Source organism: Geomesophilobacter sediminis, from assembly GCF_016458275.1.
Lineage (GTDB): Bacteria > Desulfobacterota > Desulfuromonadia > Geobacterales > Geobacteraceae > Geomesophilobacter > Geomesophilobacter sediminis.
Genome location: NZ_JAEMHM010000007.1, coordinates 29202 through 54753 on the forward strand (window position 1 = coordinate 29202; position 25552 = coordinate 54753).

At 60.2% G+C, this 25552-nt stretch carries 17 protein-coding genes; 9 read left to right on the forward strand and 8 right to left on the reverse strand.

Annotated elements, in window-relative coordinates; translation table 11 throughout:
* Positions 1–54: 54 nt before the first annotated feature.
* From JFN93_RS09515 to JFN93_RS09550, 8 genes are all read right to left on the reverse strand, one after another.
* Positions 55–1044, reverse strand: coding sequence for a DUF4238 domain-containing protein (locus JFN93_RS09515; RefSeq protein ID WP_199383839.1), 990 nt, complete (start codon positions 1042–1044; stop codon positions 55–57).
* Positions 1045–1080: 36 nt separating this feature from the next.
* Positions 1081–1857 carry a toll/interleukin-1 receptor domain-containing protein gene (locus JFN93_RS09520; RefSeq protein WP_199383840.1) on the reverse strand — a complete coding sequence of 259 codons (777 nt, stop codon included), beginning with the start codon at positions 1855–1857 and terminating at the stop codon, positions 1081–1083.
* Positions 1854–2669: a DUF2971 domain-containing protein gene (locus JFN93_RS09525; protein WP_199383841.1), complete on the reverse strand. Its 816-nt coding sequence runs from the start codon at positions 2667–2669 to the stop codon at positions 1854–1856. Before JFN93_RS09525 ends, JFN93_RS09520 begins: the two co-directional genes overlap by 4 nt.
* 231 nt (positions 2670–2900) lie before the next feature.
* Positions 2901–3278 carry a hypothetical protein gene (locus JFN93_RS09530; protein ID WP_199383842.1) on the reverse strand — a complete coding sequence of 126 codons (378 nt, stop codon included), beginning with the start codon at positions 3276–3278 and terminating at the stop codon, positions 2901–2903.
* Between the two features lie 233 nt (positions 3279–3511).
* The gene (locus tag JFN93_RS09535; RefSeq protein ID WP_199383843.1) at positions 3512–4918 is read right to left on the reverse strand and encodes a hypothetical protein; all 1407 of its coding nucleotides are present in this window, start codon (positions 4916–4918) and stop codon (positions 3512–3514) included.
* A 604-nt stretch (positions 4919–5522) separates the two neighbouring features.
* Complete coding sequence (locus JFN93_RS09540) at positions 5523–5990, reverse strand: hypothetical protein (protein ID WP_199383844.1); 468 nt, start codon at positions 5988–5990, stop codon at positions 5523–5525.
* A gap of 120 nt (positions 5991–6110) precedes the next feature.
* Positions 6111–6689, reverse strand: a complete 579-nt coding sequence (locus tag JFN93_RS09545) for an outer membrane protein (protein ID WP_199383845.1) — start codon at positions 6687–6689, stop codon at positions 6111–6113.
* A gap of 522 nt (positions 6690–7211) precedes the next feature.
* A complete protein-coding gene (locus JFN93_RS09550) occupies positions 7212–9470 on the reverse strand; it encodes a vitamin B12-dependent ribonucleotide reductase (protein WP_199383846.1) in 2259 nt (752 codons plus the stop codon).
* A gap of 663 nt (positions 9471–10133) precedes the next feature.
* Between JFN93_RS09550 and JFN93_RS09555 the strand changes: the two genes are divergently transcribed.
* The 9 genes from JFN93_RS09555 to JFN93_RS09595 all read left to right on the forward strand — a co-directional run bounded on the left by JFN93_RS09555 (position 10134) and on the right by JFN93_RS09595 (position 24810).
* Positions 10134–11192, forward strand: a complete 1059-nt coding sequence (locus JFN93_RS09555; RefSeq protein ID WP_199383847.1) for a GGDEF domain-containing protein — start codon at positions 10134–10136, stop codon at positions 11190–11192.
* A 73-nt stretch (positions 11193–11265) separates the two neighbouring features.
* The gene (locus tag JFN93_RS09560; protein WP_199383848.1) at positions 11266–12570 is read left to right on the forward strand and encodes a right-handed parallel beta-helix repeat-containing protein; all 1305 of its coding nucleotides are present in this window, start codon (positions 11266–11268) and stop codon (positions 12568–12570) included.
* 308 nt (positions 12571–12878) lie between these two features.
* Positions 12879–13598: a ribonuclease PH gene (gene rph, locus JFN93_RS09565; RefSeq protein WP_199383849.1), complete on the forward strand. Its 720-nt coding sequence runs from the start codon at positions 12879–12881 to the stop codon at positions 13596–13598.
* On the forward strand, positions 13595–14185 hold the full coding sequence (locus tag JFN93_RS09570; RefSeq protein ID WP_199383850.1) for an XTP/dITP diphosphatase: 591 nt from the start codon (positions 13595–13597) through the stop codon (positions 14183–14185). The genes rph and JFN93_RS09570 overlap by 4 nt, the downstream gene beginning before the upstream one ends.
* A gap of 512 nt (positions 14186–14697) precedes the next feature.
* Positions 14698–19278, forward strand: coding sequence for a kelch repeat-containing protein (locus tag JFN93_RS09575; protein ID WP_199383851.1), 4581 nt, complete (start codon positions 14698–14700; stop codon positions 19276–19278).
* 419 nt (positions 19279–19697) lie between these two features.
* The gene (locus JFN93_RS09580) at positions 19698–20225 is read left to right on the forward strand and encodes a hypothetical protein (RefSeq protein WP_199383852.1); all 528 of its coding nucleotides are present in this window, start codon (positions 19698–19700) and stop codon (positions 20223–20225) included.
* Positions 20226–20586: 361 nt separating this feature from the next.
* On the forward strand, positions 20587–21885 hold the full coding sequence (locus JFN93_RS09585; protein WP_199383853.1) for a tetratricopeptide repeat protein: 1299 nt from the start codon (positions 20587–20589) through the stop codon (positions 21883–21885).
* A complete protein-coding gene (locus JFN93_RS09590; protein WP_199383854.1) occupies positions 21885–22820 on the forward strand; it encodes a FecR family protein in 936 nt (311 codons plus the stop codon). The genes JFN93_RS09585 and JFN93_RS09590 overlap by 1 nt, the downstream gene beginning before the upstream one ends.
* 1 nt (position 22821) lies before the next feature.
* The gene (locus tag JFN93_RS09595; RefSeq protein ID WP_199383855.1) at positions 22822–24810 is read left to right on the forward strand and encodes a CHASE2 domain-containing protein; all 1989 of its coding nucleotides are present in this window, start codon (positions 22822–22824) and stop codon (positions 24808–24810) included.
* Positions 24811–25552: the final 742 nt, after the last annotated feature.

The window sequence follows — 25552 nt, forward strand, 5'->3', positions numbered from 1 at the left end:
AATTGACTGCTATCAAATGTCAAGACCCGGTCCCGATGCCCTCCAGATTCTTCGCTATACCTTTGACCGGAAGGGGTGGTCAATGACTTGGAAAGACCTTGCTGCACCAGCTTCAATGACCAGAGTCTGCTTTACGTTGCCGAAGCGCTTAGCGAGGTCGACGATCCACTCAGCTCTTTCCGAGGAAAAAATAGAATCGTTGGCCGCCGCAATGACCCTTGTATTCATCAGGTACCACTCTTCCACGGTAGCTGTCTTTATCATGAAGGATTCCTCAGCCCTGATGGCAGGCGAAATTATCAGCATGAGACCTTTCGAAAGCGGGATAGTAAACTCCGTTGAAGGATGTGCCGGTCCAACATCGGAATACGGAGACCCTGCTGCCAAGCTGAATACGACAGGGGTATCTGAGGTAACGAAATAATGCCCTTCGGGCGGTCGGTACAACAACCATCCCTTTTTCAGCATGGTGAGGGCGATGTCCTCGGCCATCTTTACCAGTGGTTCCAGGCTCGCGTACGAGTAAATGTGGGTCTTTATTACGTTGTTTATTCCTTGGTCTTCGATCAGTTTATGCAAAGGGGGCGGTGCAGTTGGCAACTCTCCGCTATGATAAAGCTGCTGTAGAGAATGCTGCACCCACCACCCGTGGAGATCATTTACCGCATCCCGAAAAGAAGGACCTCTCGTAAGCAGTAAGGCAAGAAAAAACGCGAGATGTCCCTGCTGCTCTCCTCCGGGATCAGCGTACGGCATAGCGGAGGCGCCAATGATTTTATTGAGAGCAGCCATACCGACACGTTCTACCTCGGAAAGGGAGTCTTCGAACCTGACGTGGTCGACGTCGCCGTTTTCCTCGATCTGGTAATAGTAGTAGTCTCTGGCACAGATACGATTGACAGACGACGTGGTCTTTGAAAATTGAGCAGCGGGTTTGTCACACGACCAGACCAGCGACTTTTGGTTGGGGATGGTGAATTTCCTCAAATAGCCCTGCGGCACGTAGTGCTGATTTTTCTTCTCATTCCAGCGTTTGTTTCCCATAGGCGTTGGACTCACAGCTGTGACGCTCTCATCTTGCTATATGAAAGAATCCCATTTGCTTCTTCTGGGAGCGGAGAGGATAAATGGTTCTCCATCCTGGAACAATATCGTATTAGCCCCCTCGTTCACGACTTTGTAAGACCACCGTGAAGTCACGATATCTTTCAGGTAGGTTTTAGTTGACCCGGTGGGGATGTTGAGTTGAGCGTCGACTGCGGCAAAGGTGACGGCTTTTAGTCGTTCTTCATGTTTCAATTCGTTGAACCACGAAGTCAAAGAATTCTTGATGTCGTTTTCATCAAGGAGGCCAATAGAAGGCTGAGGCGCGGAATGACGTTCTGTCTTCGTCTCAATCTCCCCAAGTGCTCTCAGAAGGTCATCTATCATGTCAGGGTGCACTCTCGGTGTCCTCGGAAGTGCCAACATTCCAGCGATCCTTTCGACAAGTCGTTCGCAAAATTTTGCGTCTTCCAAGCCGATGGCCTGTAAGGCTGAAAGGGGTACCGGAAGATTCTGGACCAGGAGAGTGGAGTGGCATATGGGTATGACGGGAATACCCTTTACCCAACCGCAACCGGCTTCGAAATTGATCCATGGCCTGGCAACGGAACTGGGGCTGCACAGTATAAACAGCAACTGTGCGCCAACAAGGGACTCTGTGATTTTGTCCAGCCACCTGTCGCCAAGCTGGATGCTCTTCGAGTCACTACTTACGAATACCTCGCAATTCCCGGTAAAAGTCGATTCAATCCAATCCTTTAGCGTCATAGCCAAAGCTTTTTCTTCAGTTATATGGCTGATAAAAATCTTCAAACCCCATCTCCTTGTTCCTTTTTTCCTATCGGTTCAATTTCAACGCTATAGGAATTCAGCGACTTTTTTGCTTCGAAAATCAAAATCTTTGGCCATTTCCTCGAAACGACCTCACGTATAGTCAACCTATCTTTTTGCGGCATACGACAACCAAAAATAACACCAAGGAGGGCGCCTTCTGGAATCGGATATAGACGGTCTCCTGGTTTGTCCGCCCGTGTCCTAGGGTCAACCAGCAACCTATACTCGCTCTCGTACGCCCAGTGATCGGACTTGGTAAAGAGGAAGCTTTTTGCTATCCCGTTGAAATCCTGGCCTACAAATTCGCCGAATACGGGATAGGTAACACTGTATGTCACCTCCTGGCACAGAAAAACCTGCTGTAGAGGAGCCCTATCAAAGATAAGGCAGAAACCCTTGTGGCAACCACCGTAATGAGACCACATCAGAATGTCATCGGGGTTCGAGGACAAGCAGGCAACTCCATAGCCCTCATTCAGCTTCGTCAAGATACGTCCCCAACTCTCCTGCTGGAGGGCATGAAATTCTTTCTCACGATGGGCACCTGACCGAATAATTGTGTCGATACGTTCCTTGCGATCTTCCGGGGAGAGGTCGGGATAACTTCGTATGGAAAATTTTTCAAGAAAGGTCCGCCAGTGGTCATCAGTGGCACCGTCGAAGCTGAACATGTTGTTGCCGTCGAAGGGGTCATTAAAACTGGCTGGGGAGGAAAAGTAGAGTTCTCCGTGGATGAGCTCTAGGAGGGCGTTCTGGTTGAAGGGCCGATAACGATAGAGGTATTGGGGCATTCTGTACCGCCGTGAGTGAACTGGTGTTCGTGGGATGGTTGAGACGGTGCCAATATACATCACTCAGGGGGGCTTAGTAAGCTTTTTGGTGCTTTGGCGTTGCTACTCCGACATGTACGCTGAAAGACAATAGGCCACGATCCATTAAAGAGCTTCAGGAGGGACTTTCCCCTCCCACGACGTTCCCCCAAAACGGCGAGAAAGTCCAAGTCACGTTGAACCAAGGCACCTTTAGCTCTCAGCGTATTTGTTAAAATCGACTCGATGATGTTCGAATACCTTATCTTTTTTTATCCAGTCATCAATGTCCTGAAAAGTGTAATGCCAATGATGCTGAATATTCTCTATTGACTTTGAAAAAATTGTTTGTGCTGCACCTTGAGCTTTGCCAGCTTCCTGTACTCCAACCATAATTTCTCCTCGTTGTAATGCCTCCAAGCATAGTTGAGCACAGCCGAGAGTGATAGATGCACGGTGATAATCACCCATCGCTTCTATTTTCAGATATTGCTTTAGGGTCCGGTTCTTCTTCGCTTCCCATATGGCTATAAACGTACTTACCGCTCCAAACAAGGTCCCAACAATTCCAACATAATCGGATATGTTCATATCAAACCTCTTAATATCTAGAGCCGTATGTTTCTAACGCGGTTAAAGCAAGGGCTTCAATTATCTTCCGCCAGTTTCTGACCGTCTCATCCGGATTGAAAAGCGATTCGCTATAGATGTTGATTTTTTGGGGGAGGGAAGGGGACGGAGGGAAGGGGACGCCCATGCAATTATGCGTTGCTACCTGGGAAAAACGCATAATTGCATGGGCGTCCCCCTTTTTTCACCCCAATCTAGGAGAGGCCCAAGGCATGCTTGCTGAACACCTTCACGTAGTAGGTGCTGTCGTCTTTAACGAAGACCACGATACCGTTGGGGGTATTGAAGACCCGTTGTGGTTGGGCGACAAGATCCACCGCCAGGGTCTGAAAGAACGTGCTCTGGCTCAGTACCAACAGTTTCGTGATGTTGTCCCGGTTCAACATGTAGAGGTTGTCCAGCGTATCATCCGATGCGAGATCCAGGTACGGATGTCCCAAATTACCGGCATAGGTGATGTCGTCACTGGAGAGTGCCGAGGAAACGAACATGTTTCCCGAAGCCGTGGCGATGCGGCTGCCGTGGTTTATTACCGATATTGGGCCCCCGAAATTGTAATCGCCGTGATAGCGCGAGTCGGAGATAGTGTCAATACTTCCGGTCGAGTTGTTTACCGCTATGCGGTGGATATCCGCCGGAGACAGCCCGGTATCCAGACCGTAGGTCATGCCGTTTTGCTGGTTGAACGCGAAGCTATATAGGGGATACCAATCACTTTTGGTCGACACTGCCTGCCCGGAGGTAACATCGATTGACTTGTAGGTGTTGGACGGTCCCCAGGTGGTGGCGTTTATTGCAAGCAGGTATTTGGACGATATCGGCACCACTGCGTTAACCGACATCAACGAGTCCGCCACCTGGACTAAGCTCTCGTCACTGACGTTCAGACGGTAAATCTTGCCGGTGGAATAGCCCAAAAAAATCGAGCCTCCTTCTGTGGCCACGGCCATAGCCTGCGGTGTCCCGGACACCTGGAGGTCTTTTTCCCGTACCATGGTTCCGGCGTCGTAGACGGCAATGACTCCGAGGCTGCTGTCGTAGATGTAAATTTTCTGGTTGACCGAATCCTGAAGGATGGTGCTGACGGTCTGGTTCAGTTTGGAGTAGCCGGGGTACTTGTTGTATCCGACCGTCAATGCCACGCTTCCGGTTGACGGGGGGGAGGTGGAGGTGTCGGCCGGGTCGAACAGGATCTGAGCGGTGACCTGCGCTCCTGCGATGACGTCAACATCGACCGCGCCGGTGTAGATGGAAGCGTTGTTGTGGTAGACATTGGCCACGATGTGCCAGTAGCCGGAATCAAGCCCGGTAACGGTACCGGTTGCTATGTTATTGGAAACCGAGAGGTCTTGAGTGATGTCGCTGTGGCCGCTACGCGAAAGGGTCACCGAGACGGCGGTGATGGCCTGAGGGGTACCGTTACTACTGTAGGTGGAATAGACCCTTTTCGCGTTGTTCTTTACCAGGTCCGTGAAGTTCAAATTGAAACTTATAGCCCCCGGGGTCGTGGTCCCCTTTTCAAGGGAACCACTCTGGCCACATCCGCCGACCAGGAACAGCGCAAAAAAGACCGGGAGCCAGTAAAAAAAACTCTTCTTCATTTGGTACCTCCAGCTAAAAGGATAAATATTGCATTGAAAACTACATTGGGGATCTTGTTTGCCGCCAGGGCTTCCATCCTTGCCCGGAAATCGGTGGATCAGCACACAATTGGACAATGCTTCGCCTTACCCAATTAACATGCCAAACGAGCGGGCGGCAATAAGATCTAAAATTCAACTGTTTGAGTTTTGGATGCAGCCGTTGAGATTGGCGGCGACTGTCCAAATTGTTACACCTGAAGAATTGCTATCTGCTAACCAGCTAAAAATACAGGGCAAAAGCTCCTGTTGTAACAAAATGGACATGTCCATTTTGTTACAGAAACATTGGGTTACGTTAATGGTATTCTTGGCGACTTTCTTTGGGGGCATGTCGAAAACTATTGGCGGTGCTAACCCCATCCTCACCCTGTCCCTCTCCTTGAAGGAGAGGGGACGCATGGATCATTCGTATTCGAGGGGGGCTCTGGGGCCGGGCCTACACAATTGACACAGCAATTCCGGGCGAGGATGGCAGTGGCAGTTTGGAAATGCCACAGTTTGGCCGGTCTTGAAAAGTAAATACAAGGCGACATTTCAAGTGCCACTGAGAGCTTTTGCAGAATTACCACCCGTTTACATGGGCGCTTTTGGCGTTTGCTACTTCTTCCTTTAGTACGTCGAGCATCTTTGCTTTCAGACAGGAAATTTCATAGACGACCCGTCCGTTCACGTTTACGACGCACTGATTTGCTTGTTTTGCCCAGTCGGGATACCTTAAAATTGCTCCGTAGCCGTCTATCTCCCTGATACGCCAAACCTTTGCATAACCGTCCATATGGTTTAGAACCACCTTCATTCGGTCGGATCGCAGCGGGTTGTCCACGGTATCGGGGTTCTCCAACGCCTTCTTGTAGTCGATCTTCAGTTGTGCCAATGCCTCTGCATAGCTGTTGAGAGATATCCCGCTTTCTACACGAGTCATCAGGTCATCAAGCTGATCGAAAACCGGAGACACTTTGTCTTCAGCAAAGCAAGGGCTCGCACACCCAAGAAATAGCGCGATTGCGACGATGCTCCGGATACTTTTCATTCATTGCTCCTTTTCCTGTGGACTGTCGGACGGATGCCGGGGCTTGTCATCATTGAGGCGATTGAGCGCGAGACCGCTCCGGCAATACGTGTTTGGCCAGTGGAAAAATTGGGACACCTCTCAGAAGGAGAGATTCAGCCTGATCCCGGAGTTGAAGGTGCCGATGGTGAATCCCTCATCTTTGTTCGGGGGGGGGACGACGAAGTTAGAAGAGGAATACGTGGTCTTGTTGTACTCGTATTGTGCGCGGACACCGACGTGACCGCCTATGCTGAGGTTGCGGATCGGAAACCATTCCATACCGAGGCCACCCAGGGCGCCCGCCGTATAGCTCTCCGTACGCGACCCGCTCTGCTGGGTGGTTTCGCGAGTATCGTTGTTGCCGTATGAGGCTATGAGGCCGCCGTAGAGATAGGGTGAGAATGATTTTTCCGGGAACAGGTAGTGCTTGATTGCCGGCATGACTTGGTACGTTTGATTGTTAAAGGTCTCGTGGTCCCGATACTGGATGCCGAAGTCCACTCCCAAGTCGTCGCTACCACTGAGCTTGTGCCAGTAACCGATAGTGGCGGTACCTTCGTTGACGCCAAGAGCTATGGCGTTGTCGCCGCGTTGTCCTAAGGTCACCTTTTCGTCCTGCGCCAGCGCAGGTTGCACCATCAAAAACGACAAAACGGCCAACAGCAAAACTGTCTTCATCCTTCCTCCTCAGTAATTTCATTTCAGTGTATCTGTCGTGCCACGCGCCAACATTTTTCTGTCACGGCAGGTCGCCCCAGTGAATCTTGTTTCGACTATCAAAGATCATGCCATGATTGTTGTTGTGCTTTTGTCGATATTTCAGAGTGTTGTAGTGCCTCTGTACGGTCACTTTATTGTTGCTACTGTCCACTTTGTTACACTGTCGTCGGAATACGAGGCGTATCCTCCGGACAATCAGCCAGTTAAGGCGTAGCTGTAACAAAATGGACATGTCCATTTTGTTACAGAAATGTTGGCTGTGGCTAATTATTGCATAGGGCATTGACTGTGAGACCTACATTTGTTGAAGTTCCAGAGCTAACCCCATCCTCACCCTGTCCGTTGCAAACCGTGCTCTCGCACGCAACCTTGAAGGGGAGGGGATCCGTTGGCAACTGTGTCCGTGATTAGAAACGAGAAGGGCCCCTCAACTATCGCTGAGGGGCCCTTTAGTGACTGCTATCTATTCGGCTGTGACTGTTATGCGCACTCGGAGTAGCCGCAGACGCGGCAGACGGCGCAGCCGCCTTCGTGCTCTACTACGCCGCCGCACTCGGGGCAGGCTCCGCGCTCGAAGGCGGGGACCTCGACGACGGCCTCGGCATGGCCGGTCAGCGTCAGGTGGCTCTGGATCGCCTTGGCAACCGCGTCGGAACAGCTCAGGACCTTGTTGTCGCCGAAACCGCTCGGCGAGTGGCAGGAAATGCCCAGAAGCTGCTTGACCACGCTCTTCGCCTGCACGCCGGATCTCCAGGCCAGGGACACCATCCGCCCGATCGCCTCGCACTGGCTGGCGGCGCAACCGCCGGCCTTGCCCATGGTGGTGAAGACTTCGAAAAGCCCGCTCGCGTCTTCGTTGATGGTGATGTACAGGGGGCCGCAGCCGGTCTGCATCTGGTAGGTCCACCCTTTGAGGGCCTTGGGACGCTCGCGCTTGATCTGGCGCTTCTCGTCGAGGTGGACGGCCGGGGCCGGGGTCGGGGTGGGGGCCGGCGCCGGCGCCTCTTCCTTCTTGCCGGTGGAGAGCACCTGCTGGTCGCGGGAGCCGTCGCGGTAGATGGTCACCCCTTTGCAGTTGGTCTGGTAGGCGAGACGGTACACTTTCTCGACGTCCTCGACCTTCGCGTCGGAGGAGAAGTTGACCGTCTTACTGACCGCGTTGTCGGTGTGGCGCTGGAAGGCGGCCTGCATCTGGACGTGGGTCTCCGGGGTGATGTCGTGGGCGGTCACGAAGACCTGCTGCACCCACTCGGGGACTTCGTCGATCCCCTGGACGCTGCCGTGCTCGGCGATCTTCTGCATCAGCTCGGTGGAGTAGAAGCCGTGCTCGCGGGCGATCTTCTCGAAGAACGGGTTCACCTCGACCAGGATGTTCTTGTCCATCACCTGGCGCACGTAGGAGACCGCGAAGAGCGGCTCAACGCCGGAGGAGGAGTTGGCGATGATCGAGATGGTGCCGGTCGGGGCGATGGTGGTGACGGTGGCGTTGCGGATCGCCGGCGCGCCGGGGCGGTCGTAGATGGAGCCTTTGAAGTTGGGGAACGGTCCGCGCACCTTGGCGAGCTCGCGGGAGGCCGCCTTGCCTTCGTCGTTGATGAACTTCATCACCTGCTCGCCGAGCGCGACCGCCTCGTCGGAGGAGTAGGGGATGTTGAGCATGATGAGCATGTCGGCCCAGCCCATGACCCCCAGGCCGATCTTGCGGTTGGAGCGGGTCATCTGGTCGATCTGCTCCAAGGGATAGCAGTTCACCTCGATGACGTTGTCCAAAAAGTGGACCGCGGCATGTACCACCTCGCGCAGCCGGTCCCAGTTCACCTTGCCGCCCGCGACCATCTTGGAGAGGTTGATGGAGCCCAGGTTGCAGGACTCGTAGGGGAGCAGCGGCTGCTCGCCGCAGGGGTTGGTGGACTCGATGGTCCCGATGTGCGGGGTCGGGTTATCCTTGTTGAGGCGGTCCAGGAAGATGATCCCCGGCTCGCCGTTTTCCCAGGCCTGCTTCACGATGCGGCTGAACACCTTGCGGGCGTTCAGGGTCTTGACCGGCTCGCCGCTTCTCGGGTTGACCAGGGTGTAGTCCTCGTCGGCGTCGACGGCGCGCATGAACTCCTCGGTGATCCCGACCGAGATGTTGAAGTTGTTCAGGTGGTGCTGGTCGGCCTTGCACATGATGAAGTCCATGATGTCCGGGTGGTCGACGCGCAGGATCGCCATGTTGGCGCCGCGGCGGGTGCCGCCCTGCTTGATGGTCTCGGTCGCGATGTCGAAGACCCTCATGAAGGAGAGCGGACCGGAGGAGATCCCGGTGGTGGACATGACCACGTCGTTGGCGGGTCTCAGCCGGGAGAAGGAGAACCCGGTGCCGCCGCCGGACTTGTGGATCAGGGCGGTATGCTTGACGGAGTCGAAGATCTCTTCCATCGAATCGCCGATGGGGAGCACGAAGCAGGCGGAGAGCTGGCCGAGCTCGCGGCCGGCGTTCATCAGGGTCGGGGAGTTGGGGAGGAACTCCAGGTTGGTCATGATGTTGTAGAACGACTCGGCGACCTTGGCGACGTCAGCCTTCTTGTCGAACTTGGCATCGGCGGCGGCGATGGTGTTCGCCACCCGCTGGAACATGTCGGCCGGACCCTCGAGCACGTTGCCGTTCAGGTCGCGCCTCAAGTAGCGCTTCTCGAGAACCGTCGTTGCATTCTTGGAAAGACCCGGAATGACCCCTTTCTCCACCGCTTTCTTCATAAAATTCGTCTCCTCCGCAAAATGTCATTCTAAACTTATGTTATCTGGGCCACCACATTTTGTGGGGCGGGTCTCTATAAACCACAAGATGTATGGCGAGGTCAAGAGGTATTTCGCCGAAAAAAGCGGCGCTCCGGAAAAACTTCGGTGGCAAGCGGAGATGGACGCGGTGTCTTCAGTAACCCACCGCATATGGTGGGAGGTGACGTGCCGGATACAAGATGTATGGCGCGGGGCAGCGCGATTGCGTACAATGAGCCGTGAGGCAAGAAGTGCGGATTTGGGATAGGCCTACAAAGAGCAAATCCCCCCTGGGCCCCCTCGCAAAGGGGGGACGTAGCGCCTCGTGCGTCTGTGGAAGCAGATAACTCGGATGAGCAAGCAAAGAGCAAATCCCCCCCAGCCCCCCTTCGCAAAGGGGGGAGTGTCGGATGTTATCTGCGTTCATCAGCGTTCATCGGCGGCTAATGCAGGGTGTGAAGTCCCCCCTCCGCAAAAGGGGGAACGCAAGGGCCCGCTTCTTTTGAAGGAACACCCAAGCCCGCCACAATTCGCGGATGAACCAAAAATCGGGGAGACGGCCGAAGATGGCCGCTGCTCCTTTACAAGGAAGCGGGGGGTGTGCTATTCAATAGCGATCCTTCCCCGCGAATCAGGACCGACATGCCCAGCCAAAACAGTTCCCATACCGATTGCCAAAAGCAGGTTAAAGCGCTGCAGGACCTGATCTCGGTGGCCCAGGCGGTTGTCTCGACCCTCGATCTCGACGCGGTGCTGCAGACCATTCTCACCTCTGCGATGGAGTTCGCCGACACCCCCGCCGGGAGCATCGCCCTTTACAATGCGCGTCGCCGCGAACTGAGCCTGCACGCCCATGCCGGGCTCACACCGGAATTCGTCCACAAGGAGCGCTGGGAGGTGACCCCCGGGGGGCTCACCGAGCGGGTGCTCGCCGAGGGGGTGATCGTCTCCATCGGCGACGTCGACAACACCGACTACTTCATCAATCCGGCGCTGAAGCAGGAGGGGATCCGCTCGCTGGTCGCGGTGCCGCTCAAGTTCCGCAACCGCCTGGTGGGCATCCTCTACCTGGATGACTTTGCCCCGCGCTGCTTCGAGCAGTCCCGGATCGACCTCATCTCCGTCCTCGCCTCCTTTGCGGCGATGTCGATCCAAAACGCCACCCTGCACAACCAGACCAAGCTCCTGGCCATCACCGACCAGTTGACCGGGCTGCACAACCACCGTTATTTCAAGGAATATTTCGAGCAGGAGATGGTCCGGGCCAAGCGCTACCAGAAGCCGCTCTCCATCATCATGCTCGACATCGACAACTTCAAGGCGTTCAACGACACCTACGGCCACGCCGTCGGCGACGTCCTGCTGAGCTCGCTGGGGGAGATCATACCGACCAGCATCCGCTCCATCGACATCGCCTTTCGCTACGGGGGCGAGGAGTTCGTGGTGCTCCTGCCGGACACCGGGCTGGCGAGCGCCATCGTTGCCGCCGAACGGCTGCGGGAGCAGGTGCGGATTTTGAGCGCGGGGGCCATGCAGGAGCACGGGACGAGCGGGGTGACGGTGAGCCTCGGGGTCGCGAGCTTCCCCGACAACGCGAGCAGCTGCAACGACCTCTTCCAGGTGGTGGATCAGCTCCTGTACCGGGCCAAGCGGCAGGGAAAGGATGCGGTCCACTTTTTGCCGCAAAGCAAAGAGCAATGAGCAGTGAGCAAGCTCCCAGGGGAGAGGGAGGAAACGGCCTCCCCGCAACTCTAGACACAACAAGGAAAACGCCTTGATACCTCCTTTACTTATCATCCGCGCGCTCGTTGTTTGGGGAGCGCTGGCACCGGCCCTGGCCGGGGCGGTTCCTGCACCCGTACCGGTTGCTGCACCGGCTTCGGCGGCTTCGGTGCCGGGCGTTCCCGCCGCCCGGGCCACCTCGGCTCCGGCGCGGACGGCGGCGATTCCGGCGGAGCTGCCGGCGGTTCCCAATGTAGGACCGGCTCCGGCGGAGCTGCCGGCATCGCTTAAAGGGGGACCGGTACCTGCGGTGTCCGTCCCCGTTACCGTCCCCGCCTCGGTTCCCGTACCCCGTACCCCGCTTGCCTTGAATCCGACCGAGATCGTCGGCGACCGTACCCTCACCCAGGACACGGTCTGGAAGGGGGAGTTGCTGGTCGAGGGGGTGGTCGTGGTAGCGCCGCAGACGACGCTGACGGTGGCTCCGGGTGCCGTGATCCGTTTTCGGCGCAGCAACGGAAAGCTCCCCTTGATCATGGTGCAGGGGCGCCTGGTGGTGCAGGGCTCCCACGAACAGCCGGTCCTTTTCGGCTCCCCCTTCGTCGAGCCGGCTCCGGGCGATTGGCAGGGGATCCTGCTGCTCGGCACCGACAAGAAAAATACCCTGGAGCACTGCCGGATCGAGGGGGCCGAGGCGGCCCTGGAGGTGCTGTTCTCCACGCTGACCCTTAAAGACGTGACCGCGGCCAAGAGCGGGACCGGACTTAAGCTGCAGGATGCGCTGCTGGCCATGGATGGGGGAGGGGCGACCGGCTGCGGTACGGGCGTGGACCTTTACAACAGCGAGGTGAACCTCACCGGGGTGGCAGGGACGGGGAACGCGCGGGGGCTCCAGGCGCGGACCAGCTCGCTCTACCTGCAAAAGGGGAGCTTCACCGGGAACGGGACCGCACTCAACGCCGACGCGAGCCGCGTGAAGGTGCAAGGGGGCGAGTTTAGGGAGAACGGGGCCGGGATCGCACTTGCCGGGGGCGAGGGGATCGTCACCGGGGCGGCTATTTCCCGAAACGGGCGCTACGGCCTGTCGCTGAACCAGGCGCGGGTCCGGGTGACCGGCAACGAGATCGTGGGAAACCGCGATGCGGGGATCATGGTCGAAGACGGCGCCGCGGTGGCGTGGTCGAACGCGATCAGCGACAACGGCGGCTGCGACATCGCGAACCTGGGGACCGAGGAGTTCCGCGCCCCCGGGAACTGGTACGGCGGGAGCACCCCGAAGATCTGCGAGAACAAGGGCCGGGGGACGGTGGCCGTGGCGCCGGTTTTGGCCGTAAAACCCAAGGCAGTGGACAATTGATCCGCCTTCGCTGAAGCAAATCCCCCCCAGCCCCCCTTTGCCAAAGGGGGGAGTTGGTTGGTCGACAGGGTGGGGTGGTCGGTCAGCTGGGGGAGTTGGTTGGTCTTGCGGGCGCAGCGTGCTGCGCCCCTGCGTCTGTTGGGTCTTTTCCCGGTCATGAGGCTCCGGCTTTGCGACTCCTGTTGGGTCTTTTTCCGGTCACGAGGTTCTTCGGCTGTTCTCCCACGGGTTATCTTGCCTCTGGGCGCCCTTGCCTTACCAGCTGGCGCTCAGACTTTGTTGCATCACTAAACACTAAAGGACATTACATGGAACGCAGAAACGGGCGGCGCGCGGACGCCTTACGGGACATCAAAATTACCAGGAACTTCGTGAAACACGCCGAGGGCTCGGTCCTCATCGAGTTCGGCGACACCAAGGTGCTTTGCAACGCGACGGTGGAGGACCGGGTCCCTCCCTTTCTCAAGGGATCGGGGAGCGGCTGGGTCACCGCGGAGTACAGCATGCTCCCCCGCGCCACCCACACCCGAAACCAGCGCGAATCGGCCAAAGGGAAACTCACCGGCCGCACCCACGAGATCCAGCGCCTGATCGGGCGTTCGCTGCGCGCCGTTGTCGACCTCCCCGCCTTGGGCGAGAAGACCATCCTCATCGACTGTGACGTCATCCAGGCCGACGGCGGGACCCGTACCGCTTCCATCACCGGCGCCTACGTCGCGCTTGCCGACGCGATCAAGCTGATGCAGGAGCGCGGCCAGATCGCCGGCAACCCGCTGCGGGAGGCGGTCGCCGCGGTGAGCGTCGGGATCGTTGAAGGGCAGACGCTGCTCGATCTCGACTATCCGGAAGACTCCGGGGCCGAGGTGGACATGAACTTCGTGATGACCTCGTCGCTGCGCTTCGTGGAGGTGCAGGGGACCGCGGAGGCCGAACCGTTCACCCTCGAGCAGATGGATGCCATGCGGGCCCATGCCATGGGCGGTTTGAAGCAGCTCTTCGACATCCAGCAGGAGGCGCTGCGCGGATGAAGGATCTTCTGGTCGCTTCCGGCAACAAGGGAAAGCTGAAAGAGTTCGCCGAGCTTCTGAAGGGCGTGGTGGAACGGGTTCTCTCCCCGGCTGATTTCCCCGGGCTCCCCGATGTCGTCGAGGACGGGGCTACCTTCGAGGAAAACGCCATCAAGAAGGCGCGCTCGGCGGCCCAGTTCACCGGGCTTCCGGTGCTTGCCGACGACTCCGGGCTCTGCGTCGACTTCCTGGAGGGGCGCCCGGGAGTCTACTCGGCGCGTTTTGCCGGCGAGGGGGCGAACGACGCGAAGAACAACGCGCGTCTGCTTGAGGAGTTGGCGGGGGTGCCTGCGGAGCAACGGACCGCGGCTTTTCATTGCGTGATCGCGCTTTGCTATCCGGACGGGACCTGCCATAGCTTCGACGGGGCGCTCCCCGGCGTCATCCTCGACGCTCCCCGCGGCAGCGGCGGCTTCGGGTACGATCCGCTCTTCATGGTCCCCGAGTACGGGCAGACCTTCTCCGAGCTGCCGATGGAGATCAAAAACGCCATCAGCCACCGGGGAAGGGCGATGCAGCTTCTGAAGGATTTCCTGGGGAAGGGGTAGCTCTTCCCCTCCAATCAATCGCTGCGACATGATAAGCGCCGGTGGGCTCGATGCCCGCCGGCGCTTTTTTCTTTGAGAGCCGAAATCCCTCAGAGGCAAATCCCCCCCGTCCCCCCTTTGTCAAAGGGGGGAGTTCAAGGGCACTTCTTACTGTCATAAATGGATCAGTATTGATTGTGGCCTCTAATTTATTTGTTACACTCATTCCTGTTTGCTCTCAGACCTCCATTGGTGACTGTTACTGAAACGACTATGTGTATACGCTATTGGAAATTGCTAACCTGACGGCGCAAAAATCTTGCAACTCACTGAAATAGCTGTTGACAAAGTCCTTGCCGTCATTACAATGGCGACCACAATTTTCCTCACTAAGGGACGCTAAGACAGTCCGCTTCTCCGGTTTTCCGATCCGGCTACGCTCAACTTGCCTTGCCGGCGGGGTACTTCCTTCCGAAGCCTGCGTCCACCTCCTTACTGCCATTTTTTGCAATCGTTCTTTCCAGGGGAATGTCATGGTAAAGCAGCCTCTTTTCTCGCTCTCTTCCACTGCCTCGCTGTTGTTGGTCTCCTTGCTGCTCGCAGGGCTTTTCCTCTTACCGGCGGCGGCGCTGGCTGCCCCGGTCGTCTCGACGACGGTGCCGCTCTCCGGCGCGACCGGGGTTGCTCCCGGTGGTCAGGTGCTCGCCGTCTTCTCCGCCGCCGTTGACGTCACCACGATCAATTCCACGAGCTTCAGCGTCAAGGACAGCACCACCCAGGCGGTGATGCCTGGCTCGGTGGTCTACAACTCGACCTCTCTTACCGCCACTTGGACCCCGACCGCAGCCCTGACTTCAGGCACCAACTACACGGCGACCCTGACTACCGCCGTCAAGGACCTCTCGGGAAGCCCGCTGCCTGCCGACTTCAGCTGGAGCTTCACCACCGCCAACTACTACAACGTCACCATCACCCGGCTCGGCACCGGCTCCGGTGTCGTTACCAGCCCCAGCGGTCTCAACTGCGGCAACTTCTGCACCACGCAGGTTACTTCCGGGGGGAACATCAACCTCTCCGCCCAGTCCTCGCCCGGATCGAACTTTACCGGGTGGGGCGGCGACTGCTCCAGCTTCGGGACCACCATCAGCATCACTCCCACCGTCTCGGCCCCGCTCAACTGCACCGCAAATTTCGCCACGATACCGATCTTTTCCATGACCGTTCCGCGCACCGCTCACACCGCGACGCTGCTCAACGACGGCAAGGTCCTCCTCGTCGGCGGGAGCTCTTCCCAGGGCGCTACCGCCAGTGCGGAAATCTACAATCCGGTCACCCAGACTTTCAGCGTTGCCGGTGCCTCCCTCGCGTCCGCGCGGTCGAGGCACTCCGCCACCTTGTTGCAAAACGGCACCGTGCTGGTCGTCGGCGGAACCGGAGGGGTGGGAAGCATCTCCAGCGCCGAGCTCTACGATCCCGCGACGGGCGCCTTCACCGCTGCGGCCGGTTCCCTGAGCACGTCGCGTTACAACCATACGGCGACCCTGCTCAACGACGGAACCGTTCTCATCGCCGGCGGGCTGAACGGTCCCTCCGTCGGCAGCCCGGTTGCCAGCGCGGAACTGTTTCATCCGGCCGACGGCACCTTCACCACACTCAACGCCACGATGACCGCGGCGCGCTACGGACACACCGCTACCCTGCTTGCCGACGGGAGGGTGCTCATCGTCGGCGGCAACGGCAGCAACGGGACGCTGAACAGCGCCGAGATCTACGATCCGGCCACCGGTGTCTTTTCCCCGGTTGCCGCCATAATGACCCACCCCCGGTCCGCCCACAGTGCGACGCTGCTTCCCGACGGCACCGTGCTCATCGTCGGGGGGAGCGGGGATGCGGCATCGGCGACCAGCGCGGAGGTCTTCAATCCGGCCGGGCCGAGCTTCACTCCCTACGGGCAGCCGGCGCAGCAGCACGGCGCGCCGTCGGCGACCCTGCTTACCGACGGCACCGTTTTTGTCTTCGGCGGCGGGGGGACTCCGGAAATCTACGATCCGGCCGCGAAGGCTTTCACCGCGAAGCAGACCCCCTCCAGCCCGCTTCGCTCCGGGCACACCGCCACGCAGCTCGCCGACGGGAGCGTCCTGATCGCCGGCGGGATCGACGGCACCGTCACCCTGGACAGCGCGGACCTCTTCAGCGTCGGGCGCGGCGGGGCGGCGTGGGTGACCGCGCTCACCGCCGCGCCGGTGCATCCGGCCCTGGCGGTCGGGTCGGCCGGCGGGGTGCCGCAGGTCCTGATTTACGGCGGGGTGAACAGCTATCGCCTCAATCCCTTTTCCGGCAACCCGGTCTGGTCCGAGCTGACCACCGGCTCGGCGGTCATCGTCACCGGGGACCCCCGTGACCTCATCGAGCACACCGCGACCGCGCTCGATCCCACGACGGCGCTCATCGTCGGCGGCTACGATGCCACGAAAGCCTCCACCCAGCAGACCTTCTCCACCTACGACTTCGGCACCAACACCTGGGCCCCTGCCGGGGTGCTCTCCGAGCCGCGCCGCCTGCACCGGGCCACCGCGCTCAAAGACGGCCGGGTGTTGATCAGCGGCGGCAAGAACGACACCGCCACCCTTTCCACCACCGAGATCTATATCCGGCCGCTGGGCGCTTTCATCCCCGGGCCGGCGCTGAGCATCCCTCGGGAGGGGCATACCAGCACCCTCCTTGCCGACGGCCGGGTCCTCATTGCGGGGGGAGGGGACAACGCGGCCACCGCCACCGCCGAGATCTTCGTCCCCGATACCAGCAGCGCGAACAGCACCGGGAGCTTCACCGGCTCGGGCTCGATGAACGTCGCACGCTCCGGGCACGCCGCGACCCTGCTTCCGGACGGGAGGGTGCTCATCTCCGGAGGTTTCGGTGCGAACGGGGTCCCCCTTACCAGCTGCGAAATCTTCGATCCGGTCTCGGCGAGCTTTTCCTACGCCGGGGACTTGCTCGAGCCGCGCGCCTTCCACAGCGCCGTCCTGCTCCCCTCGGGTATCATCGTGATCTCCGGCGGGACCGGCAGCCTCGGTGCGCTGAGTTCGGTGGAGGTCTACGACCCGGTCCTGCGGAGCTTCTCCTCCTCGGAGCCGATGCTCACCGGGCGCTCCGGCCACCGCGCAGTGCTGGTCGGCCCCGACGCGATGCTTATCGTCGGCGGCACCTCGGCCACCATGCCGGAGTATTACTACAAGGCCGACGTCGATTTCACCCGGCGGCCGACCCTGGACCCGGTTCCCTTCCCGGCGGTCAAGCCGCTGCTCACCGGCACCAAGTTTGCCGGCGGGAGCGAGGGGGGGAGCGGGAGCACGGCAAGCTCGGCGAGCAACTACCCGGTGGCCCAGCTGCAGCGGGTGGACAACGAGCAGGTCGTCCCGCTGGCACTGGGTGCCGGCTCGGCCTGGAGCGCCACCTCTTACGGGGTGAAGCTCCCCGACGGCCTGGCGCGGGGGAGCTACCGGGTCACCGTCACCAGGGACGGGATTCCGAGCGAGGCGCGCATCATCGACGTGGCGCCGCGGGTCGATATCAGCGCACCGGACGGGCTTTCCTTCCCCGATACCCCGGTCGGCTCCTTCTCCGCGCCCAAGACGATAACCTTTGCCAACAACGGTTCGGCCCCCTTCTCGGTGTTCGACTTCGCGCTGACTACCTCGTCGATCGTGGCGGGAAACAACTTCATTCCGGCGAGCAATACCTGCACCACCGATCTGCAGCCGGGGGGGAGCTGCACCCTTTCCCTCATCTTCTATCCCCAGGCGGCGGGGCCGGTGAACGTCTCCGCCACCCTTCCCAAGGGAACCTACTGGACCCTCAACGGGGCGGCGGCAACTAACCTCGCCCTGAGCGGGAACACCTCCGGCGGCTACACGGTCAGCGTAACGGCGGGGAGCGGCGGCACGGTCTCCCCGAGCGGCTCGGTCTCCGTCGCCGCCAACGGCAGCGCAGGTCCTTTCTATGCCTATCCGAACACCGGCTACCACCTGGTGGGATGGACCGGCACCGGCGGCTTCACCAGCACCGCGAACCCGCTCACCGTCGCCCCGGTCACCGGAAACTTGGCACTGACGGCGGTCTTTGCCCTCAGTACCCCGTCGAGCTACACGGTCACCTTCGTGGCCGGCAGCGGCGGTTCGGTGAGCCAGCCGTCGCTTACCGTTACCCCGAATGCCGCCGCCGGCCCGGTGCAGGCAACCCCGGACCCGGGCTACCACTTCGTCAGCTGGACTGTCTCCGGCGGCCAGACCGTCACGACCCAGAGCATCACCATCAGTAACGTCAACGCCGACCTGATCGCCACCGCCAACTTCGCCCCGAACAGCTACCGGGTCACCTTCGCCGCCGGAACGGGGGGCAAGGTCAGCGCCACCTCGGCGACGGTCAACTACAACGGGAGCACCGGCGCGGTTACCGCCACCGCGAATACCGGCTATCACTTCGTGAGCTGGACCGGGAGCAACGACTCCATTTCCACGAGTAACCCGCTCATCGTCAGCAACGTCACCGCCGACGTGACCTACACCGCGAATTTCGCGGTCAACAGCTATCAGATCACGCTGGATCCCAACGCGGTGAACGTGCAGATCAGCGGCCCCACCCAGGTGGACCACGGCGCGGTGACGACCTACACCTTCACGCCGGCGGCGGGCACCAGCGTTGCCGACATCACGGTGAACGGCAAATCGGTGATCGACGGCACCGTCTACGGCAAGGCGGTCCGAAACAGCAACAACAGCTACAGCTATACCTTCAGCGCGGGGGCGATCACCCAGGCGCTCACCATCGGCGGCACAGCGGTGGTCCCGGACGGGGTCCTGGATCCGACCAACACCACCGGCATTCCCACCGTGGCCGACGCCTGGCTGACGATGAAGCTGTCGCTCAGCAAGAAGTGGACGGCGGCGCAGCTTGCGCACGCGGACGTTGCCCCGGTGTTCAACCTGGCGTCGGCACCCAACGGGGTGGTTGATGTGGGGGATGTGTTGTTCGTGTTGTGGAAGGCGGTGAACCAGACCTCGCCGATCACGGTTGGAAATGGTGGCGTGCCCAAGGTGGCCAGGAAGGGGAAGTAGGACGGGATGGCCGACGCAGGGTGGGTGCCCCCTGCGTTTCCGGGGCATGGTTAGAGGCAAATCCCCCCTGCCCCCCCTTTGTCAAAGGGGGGGACGTAACAGGCAGCCTGGTTCCTGAAGGGGCCAAAGGGTTCCTTGCATAGATGGAGGAGAGGGGCTGCCGGCGTGGCCGACTCACCCCGTCCACGCGGGGCATGGGTGGAGGCAAATCCCCCCTGACCCCCCTTTGTGGGGACGACGGGTGTCCTGCAGACCTCGGTGGAAATTTACGGTAGTTGGTCGGACTCCCCGAACATCCTTTGTCAAAGGGGGGCGTTCCAGGAGTTTCGCCGGGCACGGGGTGCCCGCCCTACGATGCGGTTGGTTGAAGTTGGGTGATGGATCATGAGGATCCCGGACGGGATCAGCGAGGATAGCGCATGTTGAAAAGGATTTTTTTGCTGCTGGGGACGTTGGCGGTAGCGGCCGCTTTTAGCGGGTGCGGGGACCAGGGGGGCTCGACCCACCGCAAGGCGGTTGCCGCCATGAAGATGGTGAGCTTCAGCAACTACTCCGGGCCGCTGCTGGGCGCGGTCGACGTCGAAATCAATCTTCCCACCGGGGTCACCGTCCCCGGCATCAGCGGCACCGAACCCGCCCAGTTCTCCGGGACCGGCGCCCCGGTGACGCTGGTCGGGAACTGGGGGGGGACCGGCACCATGGTCGGGGGGAGCTACCTCCCGGCCAACGGTACCGACCCGGCCAAGTTCAAGTTCGAAGTGGTGAACCCACAGGGATTCACGCCCGGACAGGAGATCGACGTGCAGCTCGACGTCGGGGCGGGGGTGGCGCCCAACCCGGCCGACTTCAGCATCCCCTATCTCGGGCTGGTATATAAGGACGGCTCGTACCAGACGGTCGTGATTCCGATGGTCTACAACCAGGATTACACGGTGAGTTTCGAGTAGGGATACCCTGCAGCGGTCTTTGCTGGCGCAGCATCCTGGAGGCGCCTTTCCAGGCGATAAACCGCAACCGTCGCCGCCTCCGGCGGATCGCGCCAGGAATGGCGCTCCCACAGGGTACGCAGCAATATGCTTATTTCGGGGCCAACTCGAAGAAAAATCTGATCGCGGCAGGAATGCCGTTCCTGCAGCTAAACGATCCGCCGGAGGCGGTGACAACGGTTGCGGTTAATCGCGCCTGGAAAGGCGCTCCCACAGGTTACGCAGCAACAAGCTTTTTTCGGGGCCAACTCGAAGAAGGGATATTTGGATCGCGGCAGGAATGCCGCTCCTACAGCTAAACGCATCTGAAACGGAGAAGCGCATGAAAATACTGATTCACTTGGCGGGTCTTGCCTGCGGTCTCTTTATGGCCGGGACGGCCCTCGCCGCAGGTTCGCCGGAACCGTACCTCTCGGACGGAAAGGCCCTGGTGCGCGACGGGAACTTTGCCGCGGCGGAGCCGATTTTGCGCAAGGCTCTGGAGCAGGCCCCCGAAGACCCCCAGGCGGCGCTCTATCTCGGGATGGCGCTGAACCGCAACGGCGGCGGCAAGGAGGCCGAGTCCTGGCTGAAACAGGCGCTGCGCCAGGATCCGGAGAACCCGAACGTGAACCTCGAACTCGGCGTGCACTATTTCAACAAGGAGGCCTTCGCCGAGGCGCAGGATTACTTCGAAACAACGATCACTCTCGCGCCGACGAGCGATCTCGCGGCAACCGCGCGTCAGTACCTGGAAAAGATGGCGGTGCAGAAAAAGGAGAAGGCGTGGCTGTTGACCGCGACCGCAGGGTTTCAGTACGACAGCAATGTCATTCTCCTGGGGGGGAATCTGGCTACTCCCCAGGGAATTTCGCACCAGTCGGACTACGCCGGGCTTTTCAACCTCCGCGCGCTCTACACCCCGGTGAAACGGGAACAGTGGGACATCACCGTGGGGGCGAACGCCTTCCGCAACGTTCACGGCTCGCTGCATGACTACGACGTGACGCAGGGGATCGTCGAGCTTGCCGGCCACTACGCGTTCACCCCCAAATTTTCGACGGCCCTGTCCTACAACTACGAGTACGTGCTGATGGGGGACGACCCCTTCGATTCCGCCCATAACGTCACCCCTTCTTTGAGCTATCAATCGGAAAAGTGGGGGACTACCACCGTGGAATACTGCTACCGCGACGTCTCCTTCCGCAGCTCCACCCGACTCCCCGCCAACTCCGACCGTACCGGCTGGAACCAATCGGGGACCCTCAGCCAGCTCTACCCGGTGTCGGAGCGGCTTTCGGTGTGGGGGCTCTACGCCCACGACGAGGAACGGTCCCGGCAAAGCTTCTGGGACTACAGCGGGAACAAGGGGGCGATCGGGATGCGGCTGGGGCTTCCGCTGGGACTGGGTGCGGACCTTTCCGCGAAGATCCATCACCGGGAGTACGAAACCGGCAACAACGGTTATCCGGCCATAGCGAGGATCGAAAACGAGTACGCCGGAACGGTTCTTCTCTGGAGAAAGTTCGGGGAGCGGTGGTCGGTCACCCTGGACGAGACGTACACCCGGAACAAGTCGAACATGGACAGCTTCGATTACACGCGGTGGGTCACCACCCTCATGGTTAACGCGAGGTTCTGATGAAGATTCTGACTGGCAACGGACGGGTACGGCCGGCGACCCCCATCCTCACCCCCGCCTTCGCGGAAGCTTCCGCGGGCAAGCTGTCCGCCGCAAGCTCGTGCTTTCGCACGCGGTCCTTGAAGGGGAGGGGACGCCTGGGTAAGGCGCTCGGAAAAGTTGCGACTGCCATTTTGATGCTCGGCTTGAGCGCCGGGATAGCGCTGGCGGCGGACCCGGAGGCGGGGAAGGTGGTGGCGCTGCGGGGCGGGGTGACCATCGCCCGGGGCGGCTCCTCGGTCGAGGCGAAGGTGAAGAGCCCGATCCTGGCCCATGACACGGTGAAGACCGGCGCGGCGGCGCGGGCGAAGCTTTTGTTCATCGACGACAGCGTGCTCACTCTCGGGGAGAAGTCGCAACTCGTGGTCCAGGAATTCATCCACGAGAAGGGGAAGATCGGGACTTCGATCTATAACTTGCTCGACGGAAAGATGCGCTCGGTGGTCGGCAAGACCAAGTTCGAGGTGAAGACGCCAACCGCGGTCGCCTCGGCGCGCGGCACCATCATCTTTTTCGATGTCGGCCAGCACAACAACCAGGCCTTTTCCAAAATCATCTGCCTGGAGGGGAAGGTCGAGGTCCGCAGCATCCTTCCCGGCATCACCGGGAGCGTGCTGCTGACTCCGGGGCACATGGTGGTCGTGAAGGGAGGGGAGGCGCCGCCTCCACCGGCCCCGGCGCCGAAGAGCGAGCTGGATAACGCCCGGCAGGCGACCTCGCAAAGCGGTACCTCCGGGGACGGTGGCAGCAGCGGTGGAAGCAGTGCCGGGTCCAGTACCGGGACCGGGACCGGGAGCGACAATCCGGTAACTCTCCCGCCGCCACCGCCGCCACCGCCACCGGCGACTCCGACCAAGGTGAACGTGAATATCACCATCCCGACCGGCGCCCGGTAGCATGAAGCAAAACCGCGTCTTCTATGCCGTCTCCTTCCTGGCGCTCGTGCTCTTCACGCTTTTGGAGGTGCTCGATCCGCAGCTGATCCGGGACCACGTCGAGAGCAAGAGCTACGACCTGCGCCTGCACCTGCGCGACCGGCTCCTGCCCCAGCCCCTGGTGAAGGAAATCGCCATCGTCGCCATCGACGAGGCGAGCGTCGCCGCCATCGGGCGCTGGCCCTGGTCGCGGCACGAGCAGGCGCGCCTTTTGCGCAAGGTCTCGGAAGGAAAGCCCAAGGCGGTCGGCGTCGATATCATGCTGAGCGAGCGGGAGAACCCCGGGGCGGACGCGGATTTCGGACGGGCGGTCAAGGAGGCGGGGAACGTCGTCCTGGCGACCCTGTTCATGGAAAAGGAGAAGGGACAACCGGCGCGGCAGAAGGCGGCCCCCGATTTTCTGTGGGATTCGGCCTTCATGGAAGTGAAGAGCGTCCCGGGGATCGCCTGGAAGCAGCTTGCCGTCCACACCGACCAGGTGAACCCGCCGGTCGACGAGATCGGCCGCAGCGGCGTTTTGGGAAGCGTCACCACCCATCCCGACATGGACGGCGTTTTGCGCCGGGAGGCGCTTTCGGTCAACTACGGCGACGACTGCTATCCGTCGATGCCGCTGCAGGTGGCCCGGATTGCGCTGGGGATCCCGATGAAGGAGATGATCCTCCAGGGAGGGAGCGGCGTGCAGCTGGGGAGCCGTTTCATCCCCACCGACCTCAACGGGCGGGCCATCATAAACTACCGCGGCCCGGAGCACAGCTTTCCCCATTTAAGCGCGGCCGACCTGATGCAGGGGCGCCTCGCCCCGTCGCTGCTCAGGGACAAGATCGTCCTGATCGGCACCTCGGCGCTGGCCACCTACGACCAGAAGGTCTCCCCGCTTTCCGCCGACCTGACCGGGGTGGAGAAAAACGCCAACGTCGTCCAGAACATCATCCTCAACAACTTCATCCGCAAGTGCCCGATGGTCCTCGACGCGGCCATGATGGTTGCGGCCTGCCTGATCCTCATCGTATTCCTTCCCCGCTTGAGCGCCCGACGTGGCGTCGCGGCCGGCTTCGGCGTCATCCTCTGCTATGCGCTGCTGAGCTTCTATCTCCTGGCGTACCGTGAGATCTGGGTGAACCTGGTCTATCCGGGGGTGGCGATGACGGTGATCCTCACCGCCGGCTCGATCAGCCGCCTATTCATGGAGGAGGCGAGCGCCCGGAGGATCCGCGCCATGTTCTCGAGCTACGTCACCGAGCGGCTGGTGGACGAGATGATCAGGAATCCGGAGATGGCGCGGCTGGGGGGGGAGAAGCGGGAGGTGACGGTCCTTTTCTCGGACGTGAAGGGGTTCACCAGCTACTCGGAAAGCCATGAACCGGAGGAGGTCGTCGCCATCCTCAACGAGTACCTCGGGGCGATGACGGAGGTGATCCTTGCCTGGGACGGGATCCTGGACAAGTTCATCGGCGACGCCATCGTCGTCTTCTGGGGGGCGCCGATGCTCCAGGAGGACCACGCCCGGCGTGCGGTCGGCTGCGCGCTGGCCATGCAGGAAAGGCTGGCCGAACTGCGCCGGAAATGGGAGGCGGAGGGGCGGGCGCCGCTCGACTCCGGCATCGGCATCAACACCGGGGAGGCCATCGTCGGCAACATCGGTGCCGAGGGTAAGAAGATGGATTACACCGTCATCGGGGACCACGTGAACCTGGGGGCGCGGGTGGAAGGGCTCACCCGGCGCTACGAGACGCCGATCCTGATGACCGAGTACACGGTGGCGAAACTGCGCGGCGAAATTGCCGCCGGGTCGCTGACCGGGGTGTCGATCACCGGGCTGGAACGGGTGATCGTGAAGGGGAAGGATACGCCGGTAGGGATGTACTCGGTGGCTCCGCTGGCGGCCGGGGAGCGGGCGGTGTTCACTGACTGCGACCCGGAGAAGGTGGTGCGGCTGACGGAGAAGTAGGTTATGGTCCCTGTCCCGGTAAGCGTTTCCATCGGGGTGGGGCTGAGCCGGAAGGGGTGGAGCGTCAATCGGCTGGTGGAGGCATTTTTTCCCGTGGGAGCGCCTTTCCAGTCGCGAATACTCCCAATGGGGTCCCCGCCTTCGGCGGATCGCGCCAAGAATGGCGCTCCCACCGGGTAGGCGGCTGTCTTGCCCATTCAAGGAGACTCGATCGCGACAGGCATGTCGCTCCTACAGGGGATGCCAGCCTTGCCCTGAAACGCCGAGGGTGTCCTTGGGGCCCACATGGCAATCGCGCCTGGAAAGGCGCTCCCACCGGGTAGGCGGCTGTTCTTGCCTGTTCAGAGAGGGTGAATCGCGACAGGAATGTCGCTCCTACTCGTTGGTTCCCGGCAGTTCTTGCCGGAATGCTTATCCTTTCCTGTTCGCACCCCGCTTTTCCCATCACGACACCCCGGTAAATTTCGAAGCTTGTAAAAAGGAAACAAAAACGGTTTTATCTTGTTGTCTACGCCTATGAACTGTTCATTAACTGGCATAACGAGAACTCCCGCTGGTCTGATCCTGTTGTTCCTTCTTATTTCCCGCATCACGGCAAAACCCTGTTGCTATTTATTTCATTGATATTTAATTTCGAGCTGTTACATTGTATCAGCCGTTATTGGGTTTTTTGTACAGGTCGGTAAGGTGAGGGTATCTGAACAGCTCGTGCATTTGGTGTTAGATGGTCAGCTCGCTTTAT

What these genes read in the sequence shown, in the direction of transcription:
- JFN93_RS09545 (WP_199383845.1), bottom strand. Translation starts at nt 6,689, where the DNA reads ATGAAGACAGTTTTGCTGTTGGCCGTTTTGTCGTTTTTGATGGTGCAA.
- JFN93_RS09590 (WP_199383854.1), top strand. Translation starts at nt 21,885, where the DNA reads ATGAAGATTCTGACTGGCAACGGACGGGTACGGCCGGCGACCCCCATC.
- JFN93_RS09550 (WP_199383846.1), bottom strand. Translation starts at nt 9,470, where the DNA reads ATGAAGAAAGCGGTGGAGAAAGGGGTCATTCCGGGTCTTTCCAAGAAT.
- JFN93_RS09530 (WP_199383842.1), bottom strand. Translation starts at nt 3,278, where the DNA reads ATGAACATATCCGATTATGTTGGAATTGTTGGGACCTTGTTTGGAGCG.
- JFN93_RS09575 (WP_199383851.1), top strand. Translation starts at nt 14,698, where the DNA reads ATGGTAAAGCAGCCTCTTTTCTCGCTCTCTTCCACTGCCTCGCTGTTG.
- JFN93_RS09525 (WP_199383841.1), bottom strand. Translation starts at nt 2,669, where the DNA reads ATGCCCCAATACCTCTATCGTTATCGGCCCTTCAACCAGAACGCCCTC.
- JFN93_RS09535 (WP_199383843.1), bottom strand. Translation starts at nt 4,918, where the DNA reads ATGAAGAAGAGTTTTTTTTACTGGCTCCCGGTCTTTTTTGCGCTGTTC.
- JFN93_RS09580 (WP_199383852.1), top strand. Translation starts at nt 19,698, where the DNA reads ATGTTGAAAAGGATTTTTTTGCTGCTGGGGACGTTGGCGGTAGCGGCC.
- JFN93_RS09540 (WP_199383844.1), bottom strand. Translation starts at nt 5,990, where the DNA reads ATGAAAAGTATCCGGAGCATCGTCGCAATCGCGCTATTTCTTGGGTGT.
- JFN93_RS09585 (WP_199383853.1), top strand. Translation starts at nt 20,587, where the DNA reads ATGAAAATACTGATTCACTTGGCGGGTCTTGCCTGCGGTCTCTTTATG.
- JFN93_RS09555 (WP_199383847.1), top strand. Translation starts at nt 10,134, where the DNA reads ATGCCCAGCCAAAACAGTTCCCATACCGATTGCCAAAAGCAGGTTAAA.
- JFN93_RS09570 (WP_199383850.1), top strand. Translation starts at nt 13,595, where the DNA reads ATGAAGGATCTTCTGGTCGCTTCCGGCAACAAGGGAAAGCTGAAAGAG.
- JFN93_RS09515 (WP_199383839.1), bottom strand. Translation starts at nt 1,044, where the DNA reads ATGGGAAACAAACGCTGGAATGAGAAGAAAAATCAGCACTACGTGCCG.
- rph (WP_199383849.1), top strand. Translation starts at nt 12,879, where the DNA reads ATGGAACGCAGAAACGGGCGGCGCGCGGACGCCTTACGGGACATCAAA.
- JFN93_RS09595 (WP_199383855.1), top strand. Translation starts at nt 22,822, where the DNA reads ATGAAGCAAAACCGCGTCTTCTATGCCGTCTCCTTCCTGGCGCTCGTG.